Origin of the sequence: Clostridium sp. HCS.1, from assembly GCF_047900555.1 — a bacterium.
Lineage (GTDB): Bacteria > Bacillota > Clostridia > Clostridiales > Clostridiaceae > Clostridium.
The window spans coordinates 792973-819194 of the sequence record NZ_CP170704.1 but is presented as its reverse complement, the minus strand read 5'-3'; the positions used below and the strand labels follow the sequence as shown (position 1 = coordinate 819194).

29 protein-coding genes and 1 riboswitch are annotated in these 26222 nt (G+C 29.6%); of the genes, 2 read left to right on the top strand and 27 right to left on the bottom strand.

The genetic code is table 11. The features are described 5' to 3' along the window. Window position 1: 1 nt before the first annotated feature. Entirely contained in the window at window positions 2-991 is a 990-nt protein-coding gene (locus ACFYH6_RS03870) for an ABC transporter substrate-binding protein (protein ID WP_316343166.1), read from the bottom strand. Between the two features lie 329 nt (window positions 992-1320). Between ACFYH6_RS03870 and ACFYH6_RS03865 the strand changes: the two genes are divergently transcribed. Continuing rightward, window positions 1321-1578, top strand: a complete 258-nt coding sequence (locus ACFYH6_RS03865; RefSeq protein WP_416180398.1) for a hypothetical protein — start codon at window positions 1321-1323, stop codon at window positions 1576-1578. A gap of 149 nt (window positions 1579-1727) precedes the next feature. Here ACFYH6_RS03865 and ACFYH6_RS03860 read toward each other — a convergent pair whose 3' ends face one another. From ACFYH6_RS03860 to ACFYH6_RS03755, 22 genes are all read right to left on the bottom strand, one after another. Then, window positions 1728-2324: a hypothetical protein gene (locus tag ACFYH6_RS03860; protein ID WP_416180399.1), complete on the bottom strand. Its 597-nt coding sequence runs from the start codon at window positions 2322-2324 to the stop codon at window positions 1728-1730. A gap of 88 nt (window positions 2325-2412) precedes the next feature. Next, window positions 2413-2850, bottom strand: a complete 438-nt coding sequence (locus tag ACFYH6_RS03855) for a hypothetical protein (RefSeq protein ID WP_416180400.1) — start codon at window positions 2848-2850, stop codon at window positions 2413-2415. 65 nt (window positions 2851-2915) lie between these two features. After that, on the bottom strand, window positions 2916-3266 hold the full coding sequence (locus ACFYH6_RS03850; protein WP_416180401.1) for a DUF3221 domain-containing protein: 351 nt from the start codon (window positions 3264-3266) through the stop codon (window positions 2916-2918). Between the two features lie 150 nt (window positions 3267-3416). Beyond that, complete coding sequence (locus ACFYH6_RS03845; protein ID WP_416180402.1) at window positions 3417-3875, bottom strand: GNAT family N-acetyltransferase; 459 nt, start codon at window positions 3873-3875, stop codon at window positions 3417-3419. 146 nt (window positions 3876-4021) lie between these two features. Then, window positions 4022-4495, bottom strand: a complete 474-nt coding sequence (locus ACFYH6_RS03840; protein ID WP_416180403.1) for a lysostaphin resistance A-like protein — start codon at window positions 4493-4495, stop codon at window positions 4022-4024. A 94-nt stretch (window positions 4496-4589) separates the two neighbouring features. Next, on the bottom strand, window positions 4590-4763 hold the full coding sequence (locus tag ACFYH6_RS03835) for a hypothetical protein (RefSeq protein WP_416180404.1): 174 nt from the start codon (window positions 4761-4763) through the stop codon (window positions 4590-4592). A 208-nt stretch (window positions 4764-4971) separates the two neighbouring features. Continuing rightward, window positions 4972-5211 (bottom strand): hypothetical protein, encoded by a 240-nt coding sequence (locus ACFYH6_RS03830; RefSeq protein WP_416180405.1) that lies wholly within the window; start codon window positions 5209-5211, stop codon window positions 4972-4974. A gap of 62 nt (window positions 5212-5273) precedes the next feature. Further along, window positions 5274-5873 (bottom strand): GNAT family N-acetyltransferase, encoded by a 600-nt coding sequence (locus ACFYH6_RS03825; protein ID WP_416180406.1) that lies wholly within the window; start codon window positions 5871-5873, stop codon window positions 5274-5276. A 187-nt stretch (window positions 5874-6060) separates the two neighbouring features. Next, the gene (locus ACFYH6_RS03820; RefSeq protein WP_416180407.1) at window positions 6061-6816 is read right to left on the bottom strand and encodes an aminoglycoside adenylyltransferase domain-containing protein; all 756 of its coding nucleotides are present in this window, start codon (window positions 6814-6816) and stop codon (window positions 6061-6063) included. Window positions 6817-7024: 208 nt separating this feature from the next. Next, window positions 7025-7474, bottom strand: a complete 450-nt coding sequence (locus tag ACFYH6_RS03815; protein ID WP_416180408.1) for a hypothetical protein — start codon at window positions 7472-7474, stop codon at window positions 7025-7027. A gap of 111 nt (window positions 7475-7585) precedes the next feature. Next, a complete protein-coding gene (locus tag ACFYH6_RS03810) occupies window positions 7586-7909 on the bottom strand; it encodes a hypothetical protein (protein ID WP_416180409.1) in 324 nt (107 codons plus the stop codon). Window positions 7910-7950: 41 nt separating this feature from the next. Continuing rightward, window positions 7951-8154, bottom strand: a complete 204-nt coding sequence (locus tag ACFYH6_RS03805) for a hypothetical protein (RefSeq protein WP_416180410.1) — start codon at window positions 8152-8154, stop codon at window positions 7951-7953. 51 nt (window positions 8155-8205) lie between these two features. Continuing rightward, a complete protein-coding gene (locus ACFYH6_RS03800; protein ID WP_416180411.1) occupies window positions 8206-8622 on the bottom strand; it encodes a hypothetical protein in 417 nt (138 codons plus the stop codon). Between the two features lie 380 nt (window positions 8623-9002). Continuing rightward, entirely contained in the window at window positions 9003-10886 is a 1884-nt protein-coding gene (locus tag ACFYH6_RS03795) for a substrate-binding domain-containing protein (protein ID WP_416180412.1), read from the bottom strand. Beyond that, window positions 10876-12087 (bottom strand): response regulator transcription factor, encoded by a 1212-nt coding sequence (locus ACFYH6_RS03790; RefSeq protein ID WP_416180413.1) that lies wholly within the window; start codon window positions 12085-12087, stop codon window positions 10876-10878. Before ACFYH6_RS03790 ends, ACFYH6_RS03795 begins: the two co-directional genes overlap by 11 nt. Window positions 12088-12101: 14 nt before the next feature. After that, window positions 12102-13880, bottom strand: a complete 1779-nt coding sequence (locus tag ACFYH6_RS03785) for a cache domain-containing protein (RefSeq protein ID WP_416180414.1) — start codon at window positions 13878-13880, stop codon at window positions 12102-12104. 243 nt (window positions 13881-14123) lie between these two features. Beyond that, window positions 14124-15230 carry a M42 family metallopeptidase gene (locus ACFYH6_RS03780; RefSeq protein ID WP_416180415.1) on the bottom strand — a complete coding sequence of 369 codons (1107 nt, stop codon included), beginning with the start codon at window positions 15228-15230 and terminating at the stop codon, window positions 14124-14126. A gap of 106 nt (window positions 15231-15336) precedes the next feature. Then, entirely contained in the window at window positions 15337-16407 is a 1071-nt protein-coding gene (locus ACFYH6_RS03775) for an ABC transporter ATP-binding protein (RefSeq protein WP_416180416.1), read from the bottom strand. Continuing rightward, window positions 16408-17412 (bottom strand): ABC transporter ATP-binding protein, encoded by a 1005-nt coding sequence (locus tag ACFYH6_RS03770; protein ID WP_416180417.1) that lies wholly within the window; start codon window positions 17410-17412, stop codon window positions 16408-16410. It lies immediately after the preceding gene. A gap of 23 nt (window positions 17413-17435) precedes the next feature. Continuing rightward, window positions 17436-18347, bottom strand: a complete 912-nt coding sequence (locus ACFYH6_RS03765; RefSeq protein WP_416180418.1) for an ABC transporter permease — start codon at window positions 18345-18347, stop codon at window positions 17436-17438. A 1-nt stretch (window position 18348) separates the two neighbouring features. Beyond that, window positions 18349-19278 (bottom strand): ABC transporter permease, encoded by a 930-nt coding sequence (locus ACFYH6_RS03760; RefSeq protein WP_416180419.1) that lies wholly within the window; start codon window positions 19276-19278, stop codon window positions 18349-18351. 33 nt (window positions 19279-19311) lie between these two features. Beyond that, window positions 19312-20928 carry an ABC transporter substrate-binding protein gene (locus tag ACFYH6_RS03755; protein ID WP_416180420.1) on the bottom strand — a complete coding sequence of 539 codons (1617 nt, stop codon included), beginning with the start codon at window positions 20926-20928 and terminating at the stop codon, window positions 19312-19314. A gap of 176 nt (window positions 20929-21104) precedes the next feature. On the opposite strand from ACFYH6_RS03755, the gene ACFYH6_RS03750 reads away from it, so the two are divergent. After that, on the top strand, window positions 21105-22544 hold the full coding sequence (locus tag ACFYH6_RS03750; RefSeq protein ID WP_416180558.1) for a DDE-type integrase/transposase/recombinase: 1440 nt from the start codon (window positions 21105-21107) through the stop codon (window positions 22542-22544). 266 nt (window positions 22545-22810) lie between these two features. Then, a riboswitch (SAM riboswitch) is annotated at window positions 22811-22913 on the bottom strand. A 130-nt stretch (window positions 22914-23043) separates the two neighbouring features. Here ACFYH6_RS03750 and ACFYH6_RS03745 read toward each other — a convergent pair. From ACFYH6_RS03745 to ACFYH6_RS03730, 4 genes are all read right to left on the bottom strand, one after another. After that, entirely contained in the window at window positions 23044-24420 is a 1377-nt protein-coding gene (locus tag ACFYH6_RS03745; RefSeq protein ID WP_416246477.1) for a glycoside hydrolase family 16 protein, read from the bottom strand. A gap of 333 nt (window positions 24421-24753) precedes the next feature. Next, window positions 24754-25179: a hypothetical protein gene (locus ACFYH6_RS03740; protein ID WP_416179035.1), complete on the bottom strand. Its 426-nt coding sequence runs from the start codon at window positions 25177-25179 to the stop codon at window positions 24754-24756. 358 nt (window positions 25180-25537) lie between these two features. Beyond that, window positions 25538-25858 carry a PTS lactose/cellobiose transporter subunit IIA gene (locus ACFYH6_RS03735; protein ID WP_416179036.1) on the bottom strand — a complete coding sequence of 107 codons (321 nt, stop codon included), beginning with the start codon at window positions 25856-25858 and terminating at the stop codon, window positions 25538-25540. 35 nt (window positions 25859-25893) lie between these two features. Beyond that, a complete protein-coding gene (locus ACFYH6_RS03730) occupies window positions 25894-26211 on the bottom strand; it encodes a PTS sugar transporter subunit IIB (protein ID WP_416179037.1) in 318 nt (105 codons plus the stop codon). Window positions 26212-26222: the final 11 nt, after the last annotated feature.

Below are 26222 nucleotides of genomic sequence, written 5' to 3'. Positions count from 1 at the left end.
ATTAATACTTTCTATTTGGTAAATCTTTAGCTGCTGTATCTTGTCTATATACACCTTCTTCTGATGGTATAGTCTTAGGAACTTCTTTACCTGCAACTATGTCTTCACAAACATCAAAGAATTGTGGTCCAAGCAATGGATTACATTCAACAGTAACATTTAGCTTTCCAGCTATCATAGCTTCAAAAGCACCTTTAACTGCATCAACAGAAACTATTTTTATATCTTCACCAGGTTTCTTGCCATACTCTTCAATAGCTTGTATAGCACCTATTGCCATATCATCATTATGTGCAAATAAAGCAGTAATATTTTCTCCATCAGATTTTAAGAAAGCTTCCATAACTTCTTTACCCTTAGCTCTTGTAAAATCCCCAGTTTGAGATTTAATTATTTTTATATCAGGATATTTTTCCTTTAAAGTATCTAAGAAGCCTTGTTGTCTTCCAACTGCTGCTGAAGATCCAACAGTTCCTTGAAGTTCAACAATATTGCCCTTTGAATTTATTAATTTAGCAAGCTCATCTGCTGCCTTCTTACCTTCTTCTACGAAATCAGAACCTAAATAGCAAGCATAAAGATCTTCTGGAACATCAGCTTTTCTATCAACTAATACTAATGGAATACCAGCATCTTTAACTTCTTTAAATACAGTTTCCCATCCAGATTCAACAACTGGAGATACACCTATAACATCTACTTTTTGAGCTATAAATGAACGAATTGCCTTAATTTGATTTTCTTGTTTTTGTTGTGCATCAGAGAATTTTAAATCTATTCCCCTTTTTTCAGCTTCCTCCTTAACAGAGTTTGTACAAGCAGTTCTCCACTCACTTTCAGCTCCTAATTGTGCATAACCTACAACTAATTTCTTAGTTCCCCCAGTTTCTCCCTTGCCTTCCTCTTTAACCTTATCTCCTCCGCCAGAACATCCAATAGAAAAAGCCATAGCTCCAGCAAGTACTAAAGATAACAATTTTTTAACTTTCATTTACTAATCCCCCTCACAAAACTTTTTGATTACCATTACAATTAAATTCTAATTTTATTCCCATAAAATGTATTTACAATAAACAAGTATAATTTATAAAATTCTGCACTTCTTTTCATATATAAGAAATATATAAAGAACTAAATATATAATTTTTAATATGAAAACTGCAATATAGAGAAGAATTTCTGGAATAATTTGTAGATAATATCAATATATTATTAGATAAGTGATGAAAAAAACTATAATTTATGTAGCTTATTAATTCATAATTAGTACATAAATTATAGTTTTAAAATCATGTGAATTGAATGAAGGAAGTGAAAGTGATGAGATTGACAAAGGATGTAAGGCAAAGAATCTTAGAACAAAATGAAGGCTTCACTAAAAGAACAAATTATGAGGAAAGAAATTCTAGCGAACAAAGAATATATACAATTTCAGGTGGAGAGCTACACATACGAGCTATAGGAAAGACATCTTGGGCTGATAGTAGATATGACGATGAATGGGTTGCTAGTGATGATGAAACTCATAGATTTTTATATGATCATAAATGGGAATTAAATCTTGATGGAATAGAGTAAGAAATTTTTCTTACTCCATTTTTACATATTTTATTATGGTAGTTATATTTGAGATTTTAGGTATAATTTAATATATGATTACACTCATTTACACCTAAAATTTGAATTCATTGGCTGATGCACCCTTATTAATTACTATTAAATTAATATTATTTATATGGACTTTTACCAGGTTTTTCTTCAACCCTCCATGGAAAAGTATCTTCAAAGCTATAAATATAATCCCCATCACCACTATATCCAAGGACTTCAAATTCATTGCCTTTAAAACCATCCATATACACAAGCCAAATTCTCTTGTCACCAGCTTCAATTATTTTTGCCTCTTTCATTTCAGAGCTATTACTATCTTTTACATTAACTTCCTTGATTTCATCATTTAATATTACCCCAAAATATATTGGTAATGGACTTTCCTTAATAGCAGGAAAATATTGAGCTGTTAAATCTCTTTTGTAAATTCCATCAATTGAAGAAGTTCCACTATATAGCTCCCTATATCCAAATAAGTTTTTATTAACAAAAGCTGTACTAAGATATTCTTTAGAATTATTGGTACTAATACAAAAAACAATACTTCCTTTATCAGTTATCTCTTCATGAATTATTTTAAGATTACTAGCTTCATTAATATTCAGAGCCTCTTCTATTGTTCCTTTTCTCCCCTTACTATTAATGATTATAAATATTAAAATTATTATTCCAGCTATTATTAATGTAGTAATTAATTTATTATTATTCTTCATACTACCCCCACCCTTCACTAATATAATGACTTTACCATATGCGTGTCCTTTTATTAATTGTAATTTAAAGCTCTATTTTAAAATAATACTAACCTAATCCACTGGTTTTAAGTTCCCATTTCTTATTAAGTTTATTACGAACTAAAATCCATTTCCATTGTTTATATGTTGTATTAGGATTTAGTGCCCCAGAGGAACCACCTGAAGAATCCACATCAAAATTTGATAATAAAACTATTGCTTCTTCTGCATTATATTGCTTTGCCCATCCTTCTTCTTCATTTCTAGTTATACTTTCAGCATACCATAAATCTGTTAACGTACATCCCTTAAAATCTTTTTTAAAATTTTTCTTAACAATATTCATTGCTTCTTTAATTTCTTCTTCACTATAAACTTCTGATTTCACAAGGCTTTCATTAACATTATCTATATTGCCAACCATGTAAGTATTAAGGAAATAAAATATTATCCCTATTATACATACCGAAATAGCTACCATAATAAATTTATTTTTCTTTCCCACCTTTTTCTCTCCCCTTTGTTTATATTTAATGAATGAGTATATACCTTTTCCCTTACAAGTGATATCTACTCATTAATTAACAATATTGCATAAACCTTACGTATTTGAGCAGGATAACTTTCTAATATATTTCCATCATAAAATATCCTTACTTTATCCCCAACCTTAAAGCTTGTCCTGCTATCCTTTAATTCAGCATTAATGGAAACAACTATTTTATCACTACTATTATATTCAGCCTGATCTTTATCAACAGTAACTAAAATTTCTTTATCATATACTTCTGTTACTACTGCTGTAAAATTAGGTTTCCTATAAAGCTCATCCATGGTCATTGGTTTAAACAAATAAATTAATACACCACCTAAAATAAGTATAATAGCTACAATAGAACAAAGAATTTTTCTATTCTTCACCTTTACCTCTTCCCCCTTAGCTATTTTTATTTTTCCATCTCTTTTAAACTGATTTTGATAATGGAAAGTTACAACTTTATAAGAAATTTATATAATTTAAATTATCAATAAAATAAATTCTTCCTTATAGCTAATGAATAAATTGAAAGATTATTCAATGGACATAATATAAATTTGACAAGGATTCCATTCATCCCAAAGTGTAGGAAAACATTCTAATTCCTTAAATCCAACTTTTTTATAGAAGGCACTTGTTTTATCATACTCTTCATAGCACCCTTCTTTTACTGTTTTAACTTGCATATATAAATATCCTTGTCCCTTGGCATAATCATAGCAAGCTTTAAATAAATTATACCCTATTTTATTTCTATGAAATTTCTTCAACACTCCCATAACGTAGATTTCAACAGTATAGGGACTTGTTTCTTTTAATGAAATAAATCCTCTTATTTCTTTATCTTCTATATCAGCCCAAAAAGGCATTTCTTTACTATAGTTAATATATGTCTTTGTACTTTCAGGCAAACCAAACCACTCTGGCAAATTAGATAATACCTTCTCTGCAATCTGCTCTTTTTTACACTTATCCTCAATGGCAATAACCATGCTTGTCCTCCTTTTATAATTCATATTTATCATCACTTTAAAAATAAAACTAACTGATATCATAATACAATTATTTAGTTCCGATAAATTACCTAGTATAATTTAAAATTTCTCATCTATATATAATTGTCAAATTGAAATTTAAACTAATACATTTCTTTTTGTGAGTACCACAGATAAATAGATAACATCAACATAATAATAAGACCCATTACAAGAATTAAGTTCACTTTTATTATAAACAATGACAAAAGTGTATTACTAAGACCATGCAGAATACTACAAAAGAATACACATTCAGTTCTTTTATACACTGTGGCTAAGAAAAAGCTTAAAAGAATACCTAAAAGAGTAAATAATAAAAAAGGTATATCCTGTTGTGAAGCCCCATCTATTAACCATAATGGGATATGCCATATGGACCATACTACTCCAGTAATTAATGTTGCAACTGGGAAGGGTGCTTTGTTTTCCATAATTGGTTGCATTATTCCACGCCAACCTAATTCTTCGTTTCCACCATAAATTAAAACTGCTTGAAGAAATATAAGTGGAATAAAATATAAAGGAAAAGCAGAATTAATTTCCCTAGAAGATAATCCTATTACTAAAATCTCCATAAAAGAAAAGAGCAATAAATATCTTAATGTTTTTTTCTTATATTTAAAGATAAAATTTAATACTCAAAACTATTTTCTCATAAGAAGTTCTTCTTCATAACTCTTTTTCATCACTTGTAATTGTTAGGTTTGAAAATTCAATTCTTTTAGTTAAATCTATTGGAAGATCATTAAAGGGATTTACTACTTGCTTATCTTCTACTTTATTACACCCAATTAATATGAATACTAAGCTAAATATTGTGATAGCAAAAATAAATCTTTTCATCAAAGTATCCCTCCTTAATATTTTATATAAAGCAATAATAAATATTTTAATTGCACATTTACTTATAATATATCACCATAATAAATAGAATAAATTTAATTACTAATATAATTGGATTATTTAATAATATTAATTTCTTTTTCAAGCACATCGTAAAGTTTTGTCTTATTATGTGAATCCACCTTATAAACTTTATAATTAGGTATTCTTATATACCCACTTTCCCAAATACTTTTCCAAGCCCAGATAGAAATGAAATCAATGCTCCAACTATCATAAATGAAATTATTTTTATATTTGCTTCATAAGCAGACAAAGACCATCCTGTACTATCATACTGTCCTGCAAAAAAGTTACCTAAACTGAATGAATTTATAACAATTGATAATCCACATATAAAGATAATAACCAAAATTATTATTTCAATCTGTATTTTCTCCTTTTTCATATCTCAATCCCTCCACATTTTTGACTATGTTTTAAACTGATATTTATAATAGAAAGATTCCTTTATTTTTCTAATTTTAGGTCTTTTCTCATAACCACAAATCCATCCTGTTCTGCTACTTTTACGAATCCTACTTTCTCATACAGTCTAATTGGACCGGTGCAATCCCATTCGTATCGTTCATCACGCAGGACGGCGAAACCTTCAACAGCAATACAGCCTTCAATTTTAGCCTCCTCACACACATAAGTGAGGAGTGCGGTGGCGATTCCCTTTCCACGAAATTCAGGTGCTACTTCGAAGCAGACCACAGCTTTTTCCTGCTTCTCAACAGGTGCATAAAAGCATGTGCCGGTACAGGATTCCACGGGATAATTCCATTTGTTGTTCGCATTGCACCAACCAATGGCAACCCCCTCTACGAAGGCCAGATAACCCTTCAAATCACCTGAATTAATCTGCTGCTCGGCAACTTTTCTGGCAACGTGCCCTACATCAGCCCCCTCTACTTTGTCAAACACTGCCTTCTTCTGCTCTTTGGTCATTTGATAAAGGTGGCAATAACACCTATATGGGGTATCATCTGTAAATGCCCTATTTTCAAAGAAGTCAAAATAATCGGCGCAAAGTTCTGGTGTCAGTGGTTTGATAATGATATTCATATTTACCCTCCATTCAAAGTATAAATAGCTCTACTGACCATATATTCTCAAATTCCTTTGATTTAATCACTGGTATCAGCCGTCGCTTTTAGCTATTTAGTTCTAAAAAATAATTACACACTTCCTATAAATTATTTAATCATTAATATATTAGAATTACTGATAAAATCTAAGTTATAAATTTTATCTATTTATCAAATATATTTCCAATCATATAATTACTAAAATCTAATAAAAGTTCTCTATCAAAAACTTCTTCAATTTCTGATTTATAATTTTTTAATGCTTTAGATAATAATAATCTAAACTCTTCTGGTAATTTTTCTTTTCCCCATAATCCACCTTGCTCTTTTGATAAAATTAAGCCTTCATTTTTATATGCAAGTACACGACATAGATTCAAAATAAAATAAATGCTATTACCACTAATCTCCTCTGTTGCATTACCTATATCTTCTTTAATACTATCTAAGTAATTCTCCTTAGGAACATCTCCAAATACTTCAGTTATTGGCTTTCCCCAAATAGTATATCCAACCTTTTTTATAACTGTAAAATGTGCTGCCAAATCTTTATCCATACCATTCATTGATATGCAATATTCTCTCAAATTATCTTTGCATCTATGTAAATGAGCAATTGAATAGTGTAATTCAAAAGGAGTTGGATAAATAAATTCTTTGCAAAATCTTGATAAAACAACGCTCATCTCATAGCCCTTATCAGGTACTTCCTCATTTAAACATAACAACGTCTGCACTAATGCTTCCTTTTCCTCCAAACTAGGTATATTATTTACAACTACAATAAAATCAATGTCACTTTTATTAGGATTAAAACATCCAAAAGCAATAGAGCCATGCACATATATACCAATTAAATTATTCCCTAAAATCTTATAATACTCATTAGCAATTTTAATAAGAATTTCCTTACACTCCATATTCCTTCCCCCATTCTAGCTTCAACAAAGAAGCCCTTAACCAATTAATTACGCATAATTGTGGATATAATTCAGACAAGCTGAATTATGAACATTTATAAATTCCTGTGGAATTTACTTCATCATTCTTTCATTTTAATTTTGCGAATGCAAAAGATAAGCTTCATTCTTTAATTATTTCTAAATTCCGAAGTTATTTACACCTTAATTACGCATTATCTATTATTTTTAATTTATAGATATAATATCCAATATAATATCCTAAAAAGCTTATTAAAAAGCCTGTATAAGGGCCCAAATTGAAGACAGAAAGTCCCTTATTTAAGTACATTAATCCATATATAGGAGAGTAGTACCAAATTGCTAGAGGGGCAAGGATCATCCCATCAAAATTAATAATTGAACTAAGTGCTACAAGTAAATAAGTAATAATGCTTATCCCCCAATATATTAAAATAAATTTCTTGTATGATTTTTCATTCTTCCAGCCACAATAAACGCTTAGTAAAAACCAAAGAATTAAAAATATAATGGATACTTTTAAATTTGAAATGGTTGCATCATTCCCCATAAGGTGGTTTGCAAAATTCAATATTATAGCTGGTATGGTTGTTATAATAATAAAAAAACTTAATGCATATTTCTTATTTATTTTCACTAAATCCCCCCTTTTTTTATATGTAATACATATTTTAATACCATTACTTACTACCTATAAATTAATTTAGTAATATATTAAGATTTGCCTAAGAGATTAATTAAAAGTACATTAGTCTAATCTTTTCTTATTTTTAAAAGATACAATAATCCCAATGCTCATAAGAAGCATACTTAAAGCCCAACTTATAGCAATAAGCCCAATGAACAAACTATTTTCCTCTGAAAGCATAGCAGGAGATATCGTTCTTTGATTATTTATTAATCTAATAAATAAAATTAAACATAGAGATAGCATTACTAATTGAGGTATAAACCACAATAAACCATTATTTTTCGTTTTTTTCCACAATAAACAAATGCATAAGGCAACAATAACCACCACAATAATAAAACCAAATACAAGCAAACTTTTAGTTCCTTGCTCTATTGCCATATTAACACTCCCTTCATTTTTTATTTTACAATATAATACAATTACTTATCTTGCTCCTCAACTTCTTTGAAATTATAGAGTAGCCCTATTAAAACAATTGCTAATCCAAAAATTGCATCTAAAAGCAAATTTTTAATATCACTACTCATTAGAAAATAATTTCTAATGTTTTCTGAAAAACGAATAATTATCAATCCAGATATTATTAATAAAATATCTTTATGTTTTAAAATAAATTTAACCATAGTCCTCCCATTAAATTCTCATTTTCATAGGATTTCAAATTAAAATCATAATTACTCATGATAAAATGTACTATTTTTATTCAATAACTTATAATATTTTTCTTCATTTATATTCCATCTAAATTGTAAGCCAATTACATTACCTATTAATAACCCCCAAAATATACCTGACTTAAATTCATTTCCTGTGAACATTGAATATATTTTTAAAATTATAAAGATTACTATACTATTAATTATAAAATTATATAAAACATACTTTAATTTATGTTTTTTTCTATTCTTTTCCCAATCTTTAATAAACTTTTCATCATCTGTATAAAATATTCTTGATACTTTACTTACTTCTATCTTATTAGCCTTAATTAAATACCTAAATAGGAGGATTGTAGCAAAATATACTATAATAAAAATAACCAATATTTGTATTATATCTATATTAAAATATACACTTTTTCCATTGATCACGACAACACCTCCCAAACTTTATTTATATTAAAATAGTAAAACTATCCTTCTACATCTCTTCCAATGTGAAACTATATAATACGCTTATAAAATGCTTATTTAAGTCTATACTAACATAATTTGTAAATAAATTCTATTTGTATCCTGATAAGCTTATTTTCACATAAAGAAGAATGCAAAAATGCAGCTTAATCTTTTCATTTTTTCATTATTTAATTTCAAAAACTCCGATAGGAGTTTTATCCTTAATTATGCATTGTGCATTACGCATTTTGCGCTAGCAATAAGTTTTTTCATTTTTAATAAGTTCCGACACAGGAGGAATTTACACCATAATTCTACATTTTACATTCTACATTCTTCATTTAGGAGCTCTGCTCCTAGTAGGCTCTGTTTAGCCATTCAATATCGAAGTTTTTTCCTTCAAATATTTTTTCATCTGTAATTATCATACTAGTGGTGTCCTTTCCACTTAATATATCCTTTGAAATTTTCATAATTTCTGGACCAATTAGTGGGTTACATTCTATTATGCAATTTATTTTCCCTGATTTCATAGCAAGAATTCCCTGCTTTATTGCATCTATTGAAACTATCTTTATATCTACTCCTGGTTTAAGTCCATATTCTTCAATGGCTTCTATTGCTCCAATTGCCATATCATCATTATGAGAATAAACCAAAACCTTAGAATTTCTGTACTTCTTATAGCTTTTATCAAGGAATTTTTTCATTGCCTTTTTACCACCTTCAAAGGTATAATCTCCACTAATAGATTCAACTATTTTTATATTATTAGAGGGACTTATTACTTCTTCAAAGCCTTTTCTTCTTTCTGTAGTTGGTGTAGAACCTAAGATACCTTGAATTTCAAAAACATTAGTAGTCTCCTCTAAATTTTCCATACACCACCTGGCTGCTCGTCTTCCCTCTTCTCTAAAGTCTGATCCAACAAAGGTATTATACAAGGTCTTATCTTCTATATTTATAGTTCTATCTGCCAATATTACTGGTATGTTAGCCTCCTTTGCTCTTTTTAAAACTTCCTCATAGCCTTCTTCTTTAACAGGTGAAAAAGATATTATATCTACATCCATTTCTATGAATTTATTTAATATATCAATTTGCTTTTCATAATTTAAATCTGCTTCTGAATAAATTAAATTAATTCCAAAATCACCAGCTGCATTCTTTATAGATTTTTCATTAGCTTCTCTCCATCCACCTTCATTACCAACATTACAAAAGCCTAAGGTTATTTCATCACTTTCCTTAGTTATTTCTTTTTTCAATTTATACTCATCAATATTATCCTTAGTAATTAAACTACTTCTTAATATAACCTTTTTAGGGATTCCCTTTTCCTTATTCAATATATCAACTGCATATTGAATTGCCTCTTTTCCACCTGTTGGACAAGTAAAAGTTCCATAAAAAATCCCCTTATCAACTAGGTTTAATCCTCCCATTTCCCCTGTTAATCCATCTATTCCAATAAACTTTACATCCTTTTTATAATTAGAATTCCTATAGGCCTTATATGCTCCAAGTGCCATTGCATCATTATGGGCAAAAACCAAATCAATATCATCATTACTCTCAAAAATTTCCCTCATTTTATCTTCAGCTTCATCACGATTCCAATTTACACTAATATAGTTAGATATTTTTATCTTATTACATTGATTAATCTTGTTACTAAAACCACTACTTCTTTCTATAGTTGCATTAGAATTTAAATCTCCTTTTATCTCAACTATATTTCCCCCTTGCTCCTCTAGTAAATTTAAAGCACAGTCTCCAACTTGCTTTCCTAAAGTGCTATTATCAGGTCCTATATATAAGGTATAATCATAACCTTCCACACCTCTATCTAAAACTATAACAGGTATATGGCTATAAACCTCCGAAACCTTCTTTGTAACATCTTTAGAATTAGAGGGAGAAATAATTAATAAATCAATATTATATTTCATCAGCTTATCAATATCCTCCATTTGTTTATTGGGACTACCAACAGCATCTAAATATATAACTTGAATATTATTATAATTACTAGCTTCCTTTTTTATTTCTTCATTAATTTTAATTTGCCAAGGCTCCATTAATTGAGATTGAGAAACCCCTATAACAAAGGTCTTTTCCTCTTTCCCCTCATCAACAGATACCTTATTAAAAATTAGTACCCCTATAGTAAATACAGAGAAAATTCCAAGTAGTATAATAGCAATAAAATAAACAAAGTCTTCATATTTAATTCTCATTATTAATTCTCATCCTATAATCATTTGGAGACATACCCATGTGCTTTTTAAATACACTGCTAAAATAATGTTGAGTGCTATAACCTACCAGCCTTGAAATTTCATATATCTTAATGGAAGGCTCCTTCATTAGCTCTATAGAATTTTGAATTCTAATATAAGTTAAATAATCAATAAAATTCATTCCAAGCTCCTTCTTTAATAACCTAGTTAAATAAGTTTGGCTAATTCCAAGTTTATTAGATACTTTCTCAATGGATAAGTCCTCATCTCCATAATACTTTTCTATATACTTTTCTACTTCTAAAACAATAGGTGTCTTTTTACTTTTTTCTAAAACATTACTCTTTAATTTATTGAAGGTTTCCTTAATCTTCATAGGATCATTACTTAATAAAGAACTTTCAATAATAATATCAATTTTAAATAAAGAAGTTATTTTTTCCTCTAAATCTACTAATATTTCCTTCCATAATATTATTGATTCTACATTACATAGTATTACTACCCTTGATGATGAATATGGAAAAACATATAAATTTTTAAAGTTACTCATAACTTCCTTTGAAAGATTAATAATTCCATAAGAAATTAACTCTCTCTCATTTTTATTAACCATGCCCACAAAATTCTTTTCTAGTATTTTTATAAGTGAGAGCCCCATATTGTTAGAGTAATTTATATTAAAATTCTCCATTTTTATTTTTAACTCATCACTATTTAACTTTCCACTTATCCAAGCTTTAAAAAAGTTATCCTTTAAATAAGAAATATTATTTTCAAGAATCATATTATTAAAGCTTTCCTTTTCATTTTTCTTTTTTCTTAAAATAACCTCTTCCTTTGCCTTAAAAATCAAGGCTCTAAAATTATCCCTATCTATTGGCTTTAAGATGTAATCAAAAACCTTAAGTCTTAGGGCAGCTTGTGTATAACTAAATTCATCATGTCCTGATATTATTATTACAACTGGATTACATAAAACCTTATTTAATTCCTCTATTAATTGGATTCCATTTAAGAAAGGCATGCAAATATCTAAAAGTAATATATCTGGCTTCTTTTCCTTAGCCATATTAAGAGCTTCTTCTCCATCCTCTGCTTCACCAATTAACTCAAAGCCCTCTTCTTCCCAATTTATAGTATTCTTTATTCCCCTTCTAATTCTGGGCTCATCATCAGCAATTAAAACTTTAATCAAAGATAATTCCCCTCCTACCCTTTATAATCATTATTAAATGGTAATCTTATTTCTACTTTTGTCCCTACTCCAAGCTTGCTATAATATCGCAATCCATAATTCTGCCCATAACTAAGTTTAATCCTAGTATTAACATTAGATATTCCATAACCAGAGCCACTTCCTGAATCTATATAAAAGCTATTGCTTGTCTCTAACATAGAATTTATATTTTGAAGCTTTTCCTCTGATATTCCAGCTCCATTATCTTCCACAGTAATAATTATTTCATCCACAACTTTAGTAAAGTTAATGCTTATTTCTCCTTTGCCTCTCTTTTCCTTTATTCCATGATAAATAGCATTTTCAACTATAGGCTGAGTAATAAGTTTTAAAATTAAAATATCTAATATATCCTTGTGAAAATTTATCTCATAGCTTAACTTATCTTCATATCTATATTTTTGTATAATTAAATAGCTATTAATATGTTCAATTTCATCCCTTAGTTTAATTACTTCTTTTCCCTTATTTAAACCAATTCTAAATACCTTTGTTAATGCAGAAACTAACTTAACAATATCCTTTGCATTATAATCCTCTGCCATCCAAGCTATAGTATCTAAGGTATTATATAAAAAATGAGGTTTTATTTGAGCTTGCAAAGTTTCTATTTCTGCCTTTCTTTTACTTCTCTGCTCCTCATACACCATATTAATAAGCTGCTTTATTTCACTTACCATATGATTAAAACTATGGCCTAGTTCTCCAAATTCATTGCTATACTTATGCTCTTCAAACTTTAAATCTAAATCCCCAGATTCTACCCCCTTCATTAAAGTTCTTAATTCCCTTATAGGCGTCACAATACTATTTGTAAATAAAAGTGAGAAGAATACAGCTAATAGAGATGTAATTATTGCTATTATTAAAGTAAACCTTTCCATTCCAGTTATGTCTTTAGTTATATCCTTAAAAGAAAATACCCCTATGGTTTTCCAACCAGTTACACTACTAGTAGTGTACATTATCTTAAAGGTTTCATTATTTATAGAATATATAAAACTATCCTTCTTATTATTAAACTTATTACTATTTATTCTATATATTGTTGGATTAACTGGAGAATAAACTATGTTATTGTTATTATCTAAAAGATAAAAGAATCCCTTTTCTCCAATGTTATTGTCACTTATTATATCATCAAACTTTTTCAAATTAATATCAGCCATAACAACACCTATGCTCTCATTAGTATTTTTATCTATAACAGCCTTGCTAATAGAAATTATGTCCTCTGCACTATAGCTTTTATAAGGCTTTAGATTTCTTCCAATGGGATTACTAAAAAAGTAGGACTTTTCACTTTCATTAATAGCTCCTGTGTACCATATTTCCTTCATTAAAGAATCCCTTGTTTTCTTTTCTAGCTCATTACTTATGTATTTATCATTATTATTAACAACTAGTAATCCAAAAATCTCAGAATTCACATCAGTATATACCTTTAGGTTTCTTCTTATTCTTGCCTCTAAATCATAGATTTCCTTAGAATTATCGTCTTTGGATTGCTGTAAAAAACTTATAATATCCTCTGAACTAGATATATACATAAGAATATTTTCTACTGATTTTATATGGTTATCTATATTTACTTCTATTTGTTTTATCATTTGATCAGTATGCTGATTAACCTTATTCTCAAGAATCTTAGTATAAATTAGATTTGCAAAGATTCCTAAAGTTGTTATAGGCAAAAAGGTAATAACTAAAAAGAATATTAAAAGCCTATTTCTTATCTTCCCTCTATACATATTTTACCAATTATCCTCCTAATAAAATTATACCCTTAAATCCATAAAATAGAATATAAAAACCTTCCCCAGAGGACCATTTTTTTCCTTTTAATTTCTTGCTAAGTTAAAATCATTCAAATATCTTCGTTTTTATATTCAATAAAAAGAGATTGCCTAAGCAACCTCTTTTTTAAAATATATTTATTTCATAAACTCCAAAAGGAGTTTATTCCTTAATTCTTGATTCTTCATTCTTCATTATTATTTTTCCTCTTCCCCAGGGGACCAATTTTTTCCTGTTAGATCCTTGCTATATTGATGCAATAATTGAACGCATCCAACTATATCATCTATAGATGCCACTTCATAACTATGAACATATCTTGTTGCATAACATATTCCCCCTGATGCAATGCCACCTCTTTCTGGTTGAATTGTTGATGCATCTGTAGAGCCTGCAGCATAAACCTCTAATTGATATTCTAGTCCTGAATTTATAGATGCTTTCTTTAAGCCCTCTACCACCTTTGGAGTTGCAATAATTCCAAGATAGTTTGTTTTAAGCTTGTCCATAATCTTAATAACTGGTCCCTTATCTAATTCTGTAATTATCTTTCTTTCTGGAACATCAGGTATATCATTGGCTAAAGATATATCTATAGCTATTGCTACATCTGGATGTATGTTATAAGCTGCTGTTTTTGCTCCCCTACATCCTATTTCCTCTTGGGAAGTAAATACAGCATAAATATCAGGAATATCCTCTTCATCCTTAAGAGTCTTTAATAATTCAATTAATATAAATACAGCTACTCTATCATCTAAAGCCTTTCCTGCAACACGATTATTTCCTAGGAAATAAACACCGTAATCTAAGGATACTGGGCTTCCAACTTCTACACCCATTTCTCTTGCTTCTTCCTTACTTGTTGCTCCAATTTCAATAAAGAAATCTTGGAGTTTAGGAAGTTCAGATATTCCTTCTGGACGCCCTGGATTTATATGATTTATTATTCCATCTAAATACCCTTTTTCAGTTTTTATAATAACATGTCTTCCAAATAAAGTTTGTGGGAATACCCCTCCTATTGGCTCCACCCATAAAAATCCTTTAGCATCAATTCTTTTTACAAGTAGCCCAATTTCATCTGTATGAGCAGTAATCATTAGCTTCTTTTTCCCATTTCCCTTTTTATATGCAATTAAGTTCCCCAAAACATCAGTTTCTAAAGAATCTACATAATCTTTAACTTTCTCTTTTACAATTTTAACTACATCATCTTCAAAGCCTGATATTCCATGAGCTTCACTTAAGACTTTTATATCTCTAATAAAATCTTCTCTTATCTCTTCTTTTTTATAAGTCATTCCTCTTCCCCTTACTATATTTTTTAATCAAACTATCTATTTCAACTATACTATTTTTCAACCATACTATCTTTCTTAAAGGACACTATATTTTCCACTAATAATCTTAATCTGTAAAATGGCAGGCACATAAATGATCATTTCTAACCTTTTTTAATTCTGGTTCTTCTTTAAAACAAATATCAGAAGCAATAGGACATCTTGTATTAAATCTACATCCTAATGGTGGATTTGCTGGGCTAGGTAGGTCCCCTTCTAAAATCATATTTCCCTCATTATTTAAATTCTCATCTAAAGCTATACTATTTAATTTTTTATCTAAATCTACACTAATTAAACTTACACTACTTAAATCTTCATCTAACTCCACATCTATTCTTGGAATTGCAGAAAGTAAAGCCTTAGTGTAGGGATGTTTAGGATTCCTATATAAATCCTTTTTATCAGAAATCTCTACAATTTTGCCTAGATACATTACAGCCACTCTATCTGCAATATGTTCTACAACACTTAAATCATGAGAAATGAAAATATAAGCTACTCCCTTTTCCCTTTGAAGCTTTCTTAGTAAATTAATAATTTTTGCTTGAACTGATACATCTAAAGCAGATACAGGTTCATCACATATAACTAATTTAGGATTCAAAATCATAGCTCTTGCAATTCCTATTCTCTGTCTTTGCCCACCTGAAAATTCATGAGGATATCTATTCATATACTTTTTATTTAAGCCAACCATATCCATTACTTCTTCAATTTTGGCATCTCTTTCTTTACTAGTTTTATAAAGCTTTTGAATATCTAAAGGTTCAGCAATAATATCTTTAACTGTCATCCTAGGATTTAAAGAAGCATAAGGGTCTTGAAATATAAACTTCATATTATTTCTAGCAAGTTTTAATTCCTTTTTATTTAAAGTAGTCATATCCTTTCCAGAAAATAATACCCTTCCTGAAGTTGCCTCAATAGCCCTTATTAAAGTTCTTCCTAGTGTAGACTTCCCACATCCAGACTCACCTACTATTCCAAAGGTTTCACCAGGTTTTATATTAAAGGATACTCCATCTACAGCCTTTATATTGCCCTTTACCTTTGAAAAAACCCCTTCCTTAATTGGATACCATTTTTTCAAATCCTGTACTTCAAGAATATAATCATCCATATTTTCTTGCCCCATCTATTTTACCCCCTCTTTATCCCATTCCTCTGTATACTTCCAACACCTAACCTTATGATTTTCTTTAAATTCAATTAAATCAGGTCTTTTTTCTCTACAAATATCCTTAGTATATTTACATCTTGTATTAAATAAACATCCCTTAGGTAATTCACTAAGAAGTGGAACCATTCCCTCTATAACTTCTAACTCTTCCACTTCTTCATTTAATCTTGGAATAGAATTAATAAGTCCTGTGGTATAGGGATGCAGTTGATTTCTAAATAATTCCCTAACACTTGTATATTCAACAGCTTCACCAGCATACATAACTACAACATTATCAGCCATTTGTGAAATAACTCCCATATCATGAGTTATCATAATTACTGAGGAGTTTGTCTTTTTCTTAAGAGTATTTATTAATTTTAATATTTGTGATTGAATTGTTACATCAAGAGCTGTAGTTGGCTCATCACAAATTAATAGCTCTGGATTACAAGCTAAGGCAATGGCTATCATTATCCTTTGCCTCATACCCCCAGATAACTGATGAGGGTATTCATTAACTCTCTTTTCAGCCATGGGTATCTTAACTAATTTAAGCATTTCTATTGCTTTTTCCTTAGCTTCCTTTTTAGAAATATTCTTATTATGAGTAGTTATTACTTCAATTATCTGCTTTCCAATTGTAATAACTGGATTTAAAGAAGTCATAGGTTCTTGAAATATCATAGCAATATCATTTCCCCTTACCTTACGAATTTCATCCTCCCTTAGCTTAACTAAATCCTGACCCTTAAATAAAATTTCTCCATTTGTTATCTTTCCAGGAGAAGATAAAAGCCTCATAATAGCTAATGCAGTAATACTTTTTCCACATCCGGATTCACCAACAACTCCTAAAGTTTCACCTTCATTAATAGAAATACTTAAATTATCTATTGCAGGAAGCCTTCCTTCTTCAGTAAAAAACTCAACCTTTAAATCTTTTACCTCTAATAATTTCTTATTATTAATATCCATAACATTAAACCTCCCTTAATAAATTAAGACTTCATCTTAGGATCTAGAGCATCCCTTAATCCATCACCTACAATATTAAAGGATAATACAACTATAATAATTGCTATTCCTGGAATAATACTATAGCTTGGATTAGAACGAATATAGGGCTGTGATAAACTAATCATTGAGCCCCAACTAGAGGCTGGTGCCTGAACACCAAGTCCTAAAAAGCTAAGAGCTGCTTCATTTATAATGGCACTTGGAATACCTAAAGTTATAAGTACTATCATAGTGGAAATACAATTAGGCAATAAATGCTTCATAATTACCCTAAGACCACTTCCCCCATTAATAATACAAGCTTCTATATATTCCTTCTTTTTTAGCTGCATAACTTGACCTCTAATCATCCTTGCTATATTAGCCCAAGAAAGTAAACCTAAAGCTATAAATAAATTTAATATTCCTGGTCCTAAAACAAATATTAATGCTATGGCAAATAAAATATATGGGAAGGAGGAAAATACCTGTATTAAAAATGATATTATCCTATCTACCCATCCTCCAAAGTATCCTGCCATTACTCCCATAAAAAATCCAATAACAGATGCTATACCTTGAGATATAACTCCAACACTTAAAGATATTCTTGCTCCATAAATAATTCTTGATAAAATATCTCTACCATATTCATCAGTTCCAAATAAATGTTTAGCTGATGGTTTTTGAAGCATATCTGCTAAGGATTGAGCATTAGGATCATAGGGTGCAAAAAATGGTGCAAATATAGCTACAACACTTATTGCAACTATAATAAAAAGACACAGCATAGCTTCTTTATTTTTCCTAAATATCCTAAAGCTTTTAGAATAATATCCTTTATAATTATTTTCTTTAATTTCTATATTTTCATAATCATACTTTTTACTTTTACCAAAACTTAAAATATCCATCCTATTGCTCATCTCCTAATCTTATCCTTGGATCTATATATGCATAAGATATATCAACTAAGAGATATATAATTACACAAACAGTTGCAATATAAATAATAGCCCCTTGAAGTACTGGCATATCCCTACTTAATATGCTATCTACTGTAAGTTTTCCAATGCCAGATATTGAAAATACTTTTTCAATAAGCATAGAGCCAGTTAAAACTCCACCTAACTCTGCTCCTATTAACGTTATAATAGGAAGAAGTGCATTTCTTAATGCATGTCCAATAGTAACCCTCCACTTTGAAACCCCTTTAGCCTCTGCAGTTCTTACATAATCTTGACCTATTATTTCTAACATGCTTGTTCTAGTAATTCTTGCAATAGATGCAATATACCTTGTCCCTAATGCAAAGGCTGGTAAAATAAAAGCTGATACCGACTCTCCACCAGATATAGGTAGTAAATTAAGCTTAAGTCCAAATATAATTTGAAGAATTATAGCAACCCAAAAGGAGGGAGCTGATATTCCTATAATTGATGTACTCATTAAAAATTTATCTATAAACTTACCTCTTTTAACTGATGCTATTACTCCAAAAGTAATTCCAAAAACAAGTGCAAAAGCATAGGCAGAAAGTGCAAGCTTTATAGTAAGGGTAAAAGCTCTTGATAAAGATTGAAATACTGCCTCACGAGTAAAATAAGAAACTCCTAAATCTAAATGAAGTAACTTCCCTAAATAATTAAAAAACTGTATCTGTAAAGGCTTATCAAATCCCATTTGATGTCTTACCATCTCAATAGTATTTGCATCTGCCCTATCTCCAAGTATTAATAAGACTGGATCTCCTGGAATAACATTTAAAATAATAAATGTTATAACTGTAATTGCAAAAACCACTAAAATAGCTTCTATTACTCTTTTTATAATGTACTTTCTCAAATATATTCACATCCTATATTCTATAATTAAATACTATTTTTTATTTTGTAGTTCAGTATTTATATCTACATTAAAGAAATGATAGATTAAATTTCCAATCTTCATATTTTCCACATAAGGTTTTGCTAAGAAGAATGAAGATTGATTATAAAGAGGAATTACTGCATAATCTTCTCTTGTAGCAATTGCATCTGCTTCCTTATAAAGTTTTGCTCTTTCTTCTTTATTACTAGATACTCTTGCCTTTGACATAATTTCATCGAATTTAGAATTATTATAGTTTACTGATTTTGTTCTTGAATTTGCAGAATATAAATATGCATTCATAAAGTGGTCTCCATCAGGATAAAGTCCATTCCAAGTTGCTAGATAAAGTTGTAATTCTCCATCCTTTTTCTTTTGATTAAAGGCTGCTGCATCTAAACTTTCTATTGTTAAATCAATTCCTGCCTCTTTTACTTGAGCTTGAATTGCAGTAAATACCTTAGATGCATTTCCATCTGCTGATGACACTGTTGCCTTAATTTGCACCCCATTTTTGTATCCAGCTTCATCAAGTAAAGACTTTGCTTTTTCTATACTATATTCATAGTCCTTTGCTTCTTCGTTATATCCTGGTATATTAGGATTTAAAAATGCCTTTGCAGGTGTAACTGTGCCATTTAATAAATAATTAGCTATTTCTTCTCTATTTACAGCATAAGATAAAGCTTCTCTTACCCTTGCATTTCCTAAAACTTCATCCTCATTATTAATATTTAAGAAAGTAGTGCCTAAAGGATGATATTCATTAACTTCATCTTTAAAATTATCATTTTCTGCATAATTTTTATATAATGTTGCATCTAAAGCAACTACATCAATATTTCCCTTTTCATATTCTAATAATTGAGTATTTATATCATCTATGTACTTAACTTGTATTTCATCAAGATTTGGTATTCCATCATGATAATTTTCATTTTTAACTAAGGTAACTCCAGTATCTTGATTATTTGATTCTAATTTATATGGACCAGTACCTATTAAGGTAGTTATTCCCCAATTCTCCCCAGCTTCCTTTGTAGCCTTTTCTGGGAATATTTCTGCATAGGATATGGCTAAATTACTTATAAATGGAGCATAAGGCTCTACTAAAGTAATTTCAAATTTAGTATCATCAATAACTTTAAAACCTTCTAAGCTTTCTCTAGTACCTGCTAACATTTCCTTTGCACCTACTATCATGTCATAATTATAAGTACTTAAAGCCCCAGTTGCAGGTGTAAACATTCTTTCAAAGGTAAATTTAACGTCACTACTCTTTAAGGTTTCACCATTATGGAATTTTATTCCCTCCTTTAATTCAAAGGAATATGTTAAACCATCTTCTGAAACTTTTGGCATATCATTTATTAAAATAGGAATTAAATTAAGGTCTTCATCATATCTAAGTAAGGATTCAGTTATATGGTCACTAATTACAGCTACCTTACTATTTGTATTAGTTTGCATATCCAATGAATTTTTAGGATTAGCTTCTGCAAAACGTAATATCTTCTTTTCCTTGCCCCCATTGTCTGCATTTGTAGTTCCTTCACCACAGCTTACTGCTCCAATAGCTAGTGATAATGCTAAGATTGTTGCTAATAGTTTTCTTGTGTTTTTCATTTAATTGCCCCCTTATTTTTGCTGTTAGTGTAAAGTTTTTTACACTATTTTTCTTTTAATTTCTTTATATATCAAGGTTTCGAAAGTTTTTTTGCATAAAAAAACAACGACCCCCTAATTTCATGTTAAAATTGAATCGCTAAACCACAAAATCAACACGAAAGGTTGTCGTTATTATGGATTCAATTATAACTTATTTACTTGCATATAATCAATATTTAATTAAAATTATTTATCAACTTCTTTTATTTATTTCAAAGCATATTCCACTTAAACAAATGGCCTTTGATGACTCAAATAGCCCGGAATATCAAAAATTTAAAGTAGACAAGCTGCCTAAAATTCTTAAATTCGAAAAAGTAGATTATAAATTACTTTTAGCTTATTACAAGCATAGATATAATAAAACTGTAAAACCAGTCCAAAGGCGAAACGGTAAGTCTATTCCCGAAAAAACTATATGTCCTAAATGTGGTGCCCCTCACGAATATATTTATGATAACAATGGTAGTAAAGGACAGTTTCAATGTAAAGTTTGTGGTCTTACATTTAAAGAAACTAATTATGCTACTAAGCCATTAGTATTTATCTGTCCATATTGTGGAGCTACGCTTACGGAACAAAAACAACGTAAGCACTTTAGGATACATAAATGCACTAATCCTAAATGTTCCTATTATCAAAAGAATCTTAAAAAGATTCCTAAAGATATTGATCCATCTGAAAAGTATAAATATAAGCTTCATTACATATATCGTGAGTTTACTATTAACTTTTTCAAAATGGATTTAAATCGAATATCTAAGTATGCTACAGGCTTTAGTTTTAAAAAGTTTAATCCGCATATAATGGGGCTTTGCTTAACTTATCATGTTAATTTAAAGCTTTCTACAAGACAAACTGCCAATGCACTAAAAGAAGTTCATGGAATAGATATTTCACATACAATGGTAGCTAAATACGCATTAACAGCAGCTACTGTTATTAAGCCATTTGTAGATACATTTAATTACAAACCATCTAAAATACTCTCTGCTGATGAAACCTATATTAAAGTTAAAGGTATCAAGCATTATGTTTGGTTTGTAATGGATGCTTGTAAAAAATCAATTCTTGGCTATCAAGTATCTGATACAAGATCTGTAGGCCCTTGTATTCTAGCTATGCGTATGGCTTTTTATAAGTTTAAAAACTTCCCTGGTAAAGCTCTAAAATTCATTGCTGATGGCTATACAGCCTATCCGTTAGCGAAGCAACAATTTGAACTTGAAGAAAATAAAGACTTTGATTTAATTCAAGTTATTGGGCTTACTAATGATGACGCTGTATCATCTGAACATCGTTGGATTAAACAAATAGTTGAACGTCTTAATAGAACCTTTAAATCCTCTTATCGCATAACCTGTGGTTATGGTAGCGAAGATGGAGCTCTTTATGGGGTTAGTCTTTGGGTTGCATATTATAACTTTCTAAGACCTCACCCATATAATTATTGGAAGCCATTAAACGAAATTCCTGCGCTAGATGGTATTGATAATATGCCAGCTAAATGGCAAATACTTATCTCACTTGGTCAACAAACTATTTTACATATGCAAGAATCTAAAACTTCTTGATAAATAACAAAATCGCATATCGATTAAATTTTTGCCTCCGCCATCGAAGGTCTTTTCGTCATACTTAAATTTGGTGTAAATTTTAAATTTTAAAGAATAAATTGAAATTTATTCCTCTAATTTAATTAACTCTACTTTTCATACGAAACTTTACACTATCTTTTTGCTTATTGCTTATTTTTATTATTATTTTTTATTAAACATAAAAAAACTGCCTTCAAAAAGAAAGCAGTTTAATTTAAACTCATATAAAATTACGCACTACCTTCTTATCTCTCAAAGCATTTGCTTTGTAGGAATTAACACCGTATACTAAGTACCGGTTGTCGGGTTTCATAGGGCCAGTCCCTCCACCACTCTTGATAAGAACTTTAAATTCTAATATTCACTTTTCCGAAAATTAAATTTGTATTTATAATAAACTTTATTTTCGTATTTGTCAATAATTTTTATTAATTAATAACAATCTTCTAATTTATTTCCCCTGGGGACCAATTATTTACCAATTTCTTTTCTGAATTCTTTTTTCAGCAATCTTTTCTCCTGATATTTCTGTTACAATAGTACGTTCCTTACCTGCTTCTTCTCCTGATTCCATATTATTAAAAATAACTTTATATTTTTTATTTTTATTAATTACTTGCTTTTCATCCTGCCATTTCCATCCATCAGGTAATTTAACAGAAGATAATCTATCACCTATCTTACCCTTTATTTCATTTTCACCACTAGGTAAAACTGTTAATAAAACTGTTTCTCTTTTTACTTTATATACTGGTGTTACCCATCCATTTAAAGTAGCATCTTTAGGGAATGCACTATAATGAATATTATATACACCTGGTTCTAAAGCTTGTAACCCTTCTAAATCTTCAGAATCACTAACTTTTAAAGTAACATTTGTATTTCCACCAGAATTTGAAAACATATATTCATCATCAATTGAGTAATCAACTACATAATTTTCTTTATCTACTGTAATACCTTCAAGTAAATCAGGAGTTTCCCCTTGTATCATAGTAACATTTCTAACTCCTTTAATATTCGGATTATCTGCATAATATTCATCAGCTGCAGCCTTTTGCTCTTCATTTTGAGTCCAACGAACCCAATCTATTTCAAATGTAGTATTATCTTCTGCTAAATATAATCCTGCATCACCAGCCCAGTTACCACCAGTAGCTAAGTTTAATTGAATATATTGTGGTCTATTAAGTGTAGCAGCTGCTGCTTCTGCACGTTCATCTCCAGTTAGATACATTGTATTATATACAACACCATCAACATACCATTCAATCTTATCTGGAGACCAATTGATTCCAAATACATGATAATCATCATTAAAATCTTCATCTATTGTAAGATTCCCACCTAATGCATATGGTGCATAGCTACCATCTTTATCAGGATCAGTTGCATTTCCATAATAGAAGTGAGGTGTTCCATATGCTATTTTATTACTTTGTCTTTTATCGTTAGTAGTATCTTGTTCCCCTTGAGCCAATCTTTCATCAGTTGGTGCTCCGATAATTTCCATAATATCTATTTCACCAGTACTTGGCCATCCATATCCTTGTTCTGGATTTATATCACCATCTAACATAAAATCTGAACCTAGTGTCCAGAAAGCTGGGAAAGCGCCTTTTCCCTTAGGAAGCTTAGCTTTCATTTCAATACGTCCATATAAGAATTCTTGTTTTCCATGAGTTCTAACACTTCCAGAGTTATATATAATTTGCCTTTTCACACTATGATTTCTTGGATTTTTATATTGATCTTCTTCTGCTCTTTCAGTTACTTTCAATACTAAATTCCCATCTTCTAAGAATACATTGTCTTTGCTATCTACATAATGTTGTTGTTCATTACCACGAATACTACCTAATTCATATCCCCATTTACTTTGATCTAATATATTTCCAGTGAACTCATCTGCTCAAACAACTGTAGCTTTATCCTCTTCTATAACCTTTACATTATCTATACTAATTTCTGTTTTTGTAACATCTCCATTAGCATCACTTTCTGCCCATTTTACTATTCCAACGTAAGCTTCTTTGATATCTTCTGCTGCTGTAAATGTAAATTCTTGTTTTGTCCATTCATTTAATGATTCTTTAAATTCAATTTGTTCATAAACCTTTCCTTGTTGTCCATTTTCAGTTCTTTGTTTTACAGTAAAATAAACGCCTCCTGGAGTTCTTCCTTCTTACGTCGTAACCTTAATATCAGCTGATACTCTATACTTCTTACCAGGTGTTGTAGATATTATCTGTAAGATGTAATCATCAATATTGCCTTCTTCAATAATCCCATAAGAATTATCATTTTCTTCTATCAGTTTTGCTAATCCATTCTTTTTATAGTCCCATTTTCCTTTATTAGATGCATAATTATTTTCAAATTCACCATTTGCAATTTTATTAAGTTCTTGTAATGGCTCAGTTATTGAAGGAACTTTATTTTTAGCTTTATTTTCTGCTGCAAGTGCATTATTAGATCCAACTAATAATGACACTAAGTTTGTTCCAATTAAAGCTGATGCTAGTACTACAGTAAATTTTTTAGACAGATGTCTAATAGATTTTTTATTAGATCCATTTTGATAATTTTGTTTATTATTTTTTAAAGACATAGTATTCACTCCTTATATTATATTAATTTTATTCTTGCGAACTTTTAAGATAAGATATAATAGTGTTTTCCAAAATGCATGTATATAGGTCAAAATCTACTTTACTTAATCTGTAAGTAAATTAATGTCCTTAAGTAATCTTGACCTATGCTATTAATAATGAAACTTTATTTTTATCAGTATGACCCCTATAGTAACCCTATTTACTTGAACCTTCTTACATATTCTTAGTACAGACTCTAATCCAAAATATAATAACACCTTCAGTTCTTTAGAGATTACTTACAATGTCAAATAAGCAAATTATACAAATTTTACTTACTTTTTATATATTTAATTATCTTTAATTTATATAATATTACTTTCCAGAAATACGATTATAAACTTCAATTATTTCCTTTGCTAAATCTGTAAAAGCAATTGAAGTCATTAAGTGATCTTGACCATGTACCATTAATAATGAAAGTTCAGTTCTGTCTCCTTGTGCCTCTTTAGTTAACATTTCTGTTTGAGAGTGATGCGCCTGTCTTAATGAGGCATCTGCATCTGCAATCTTAGTTTTAGCTAATTCAAAATCTCCAGCTTTTGCTGCTTGAATAGCCTCCATTGCATTACTCTTGGCATCTCCACCAAACATTATTAACTGCATAATTACATCTAAATTCATTTGTTCTTCCATAATAAACACCCCTTTTTAAGTGAACATCTATACAACTAGTTATTAATTAATTTTATAGCTTGTTCTAACACCTTCCCACCATTCATTGTTCCATAATCAACCATATTAATAATATCTAATGGAATCCCCAATGGTGTAGTTTTTCTTTCGAATTGTGATTTCATAAAACGTACTTGTGGTCCTAAAAGTAATACATCAATTTTTTTATTAATTAAATGATCCTCTGCTTCACTAGCTGATACAGCAAATATATCTGCTTCAAGACCTTTATCTTCAGCTGCTTTTTGCATTTTTGTTACTAATAGACTAGTACTCATTCCAGCTGAACATACTAACATAATTGTCTTTTTCATAATATAAATTC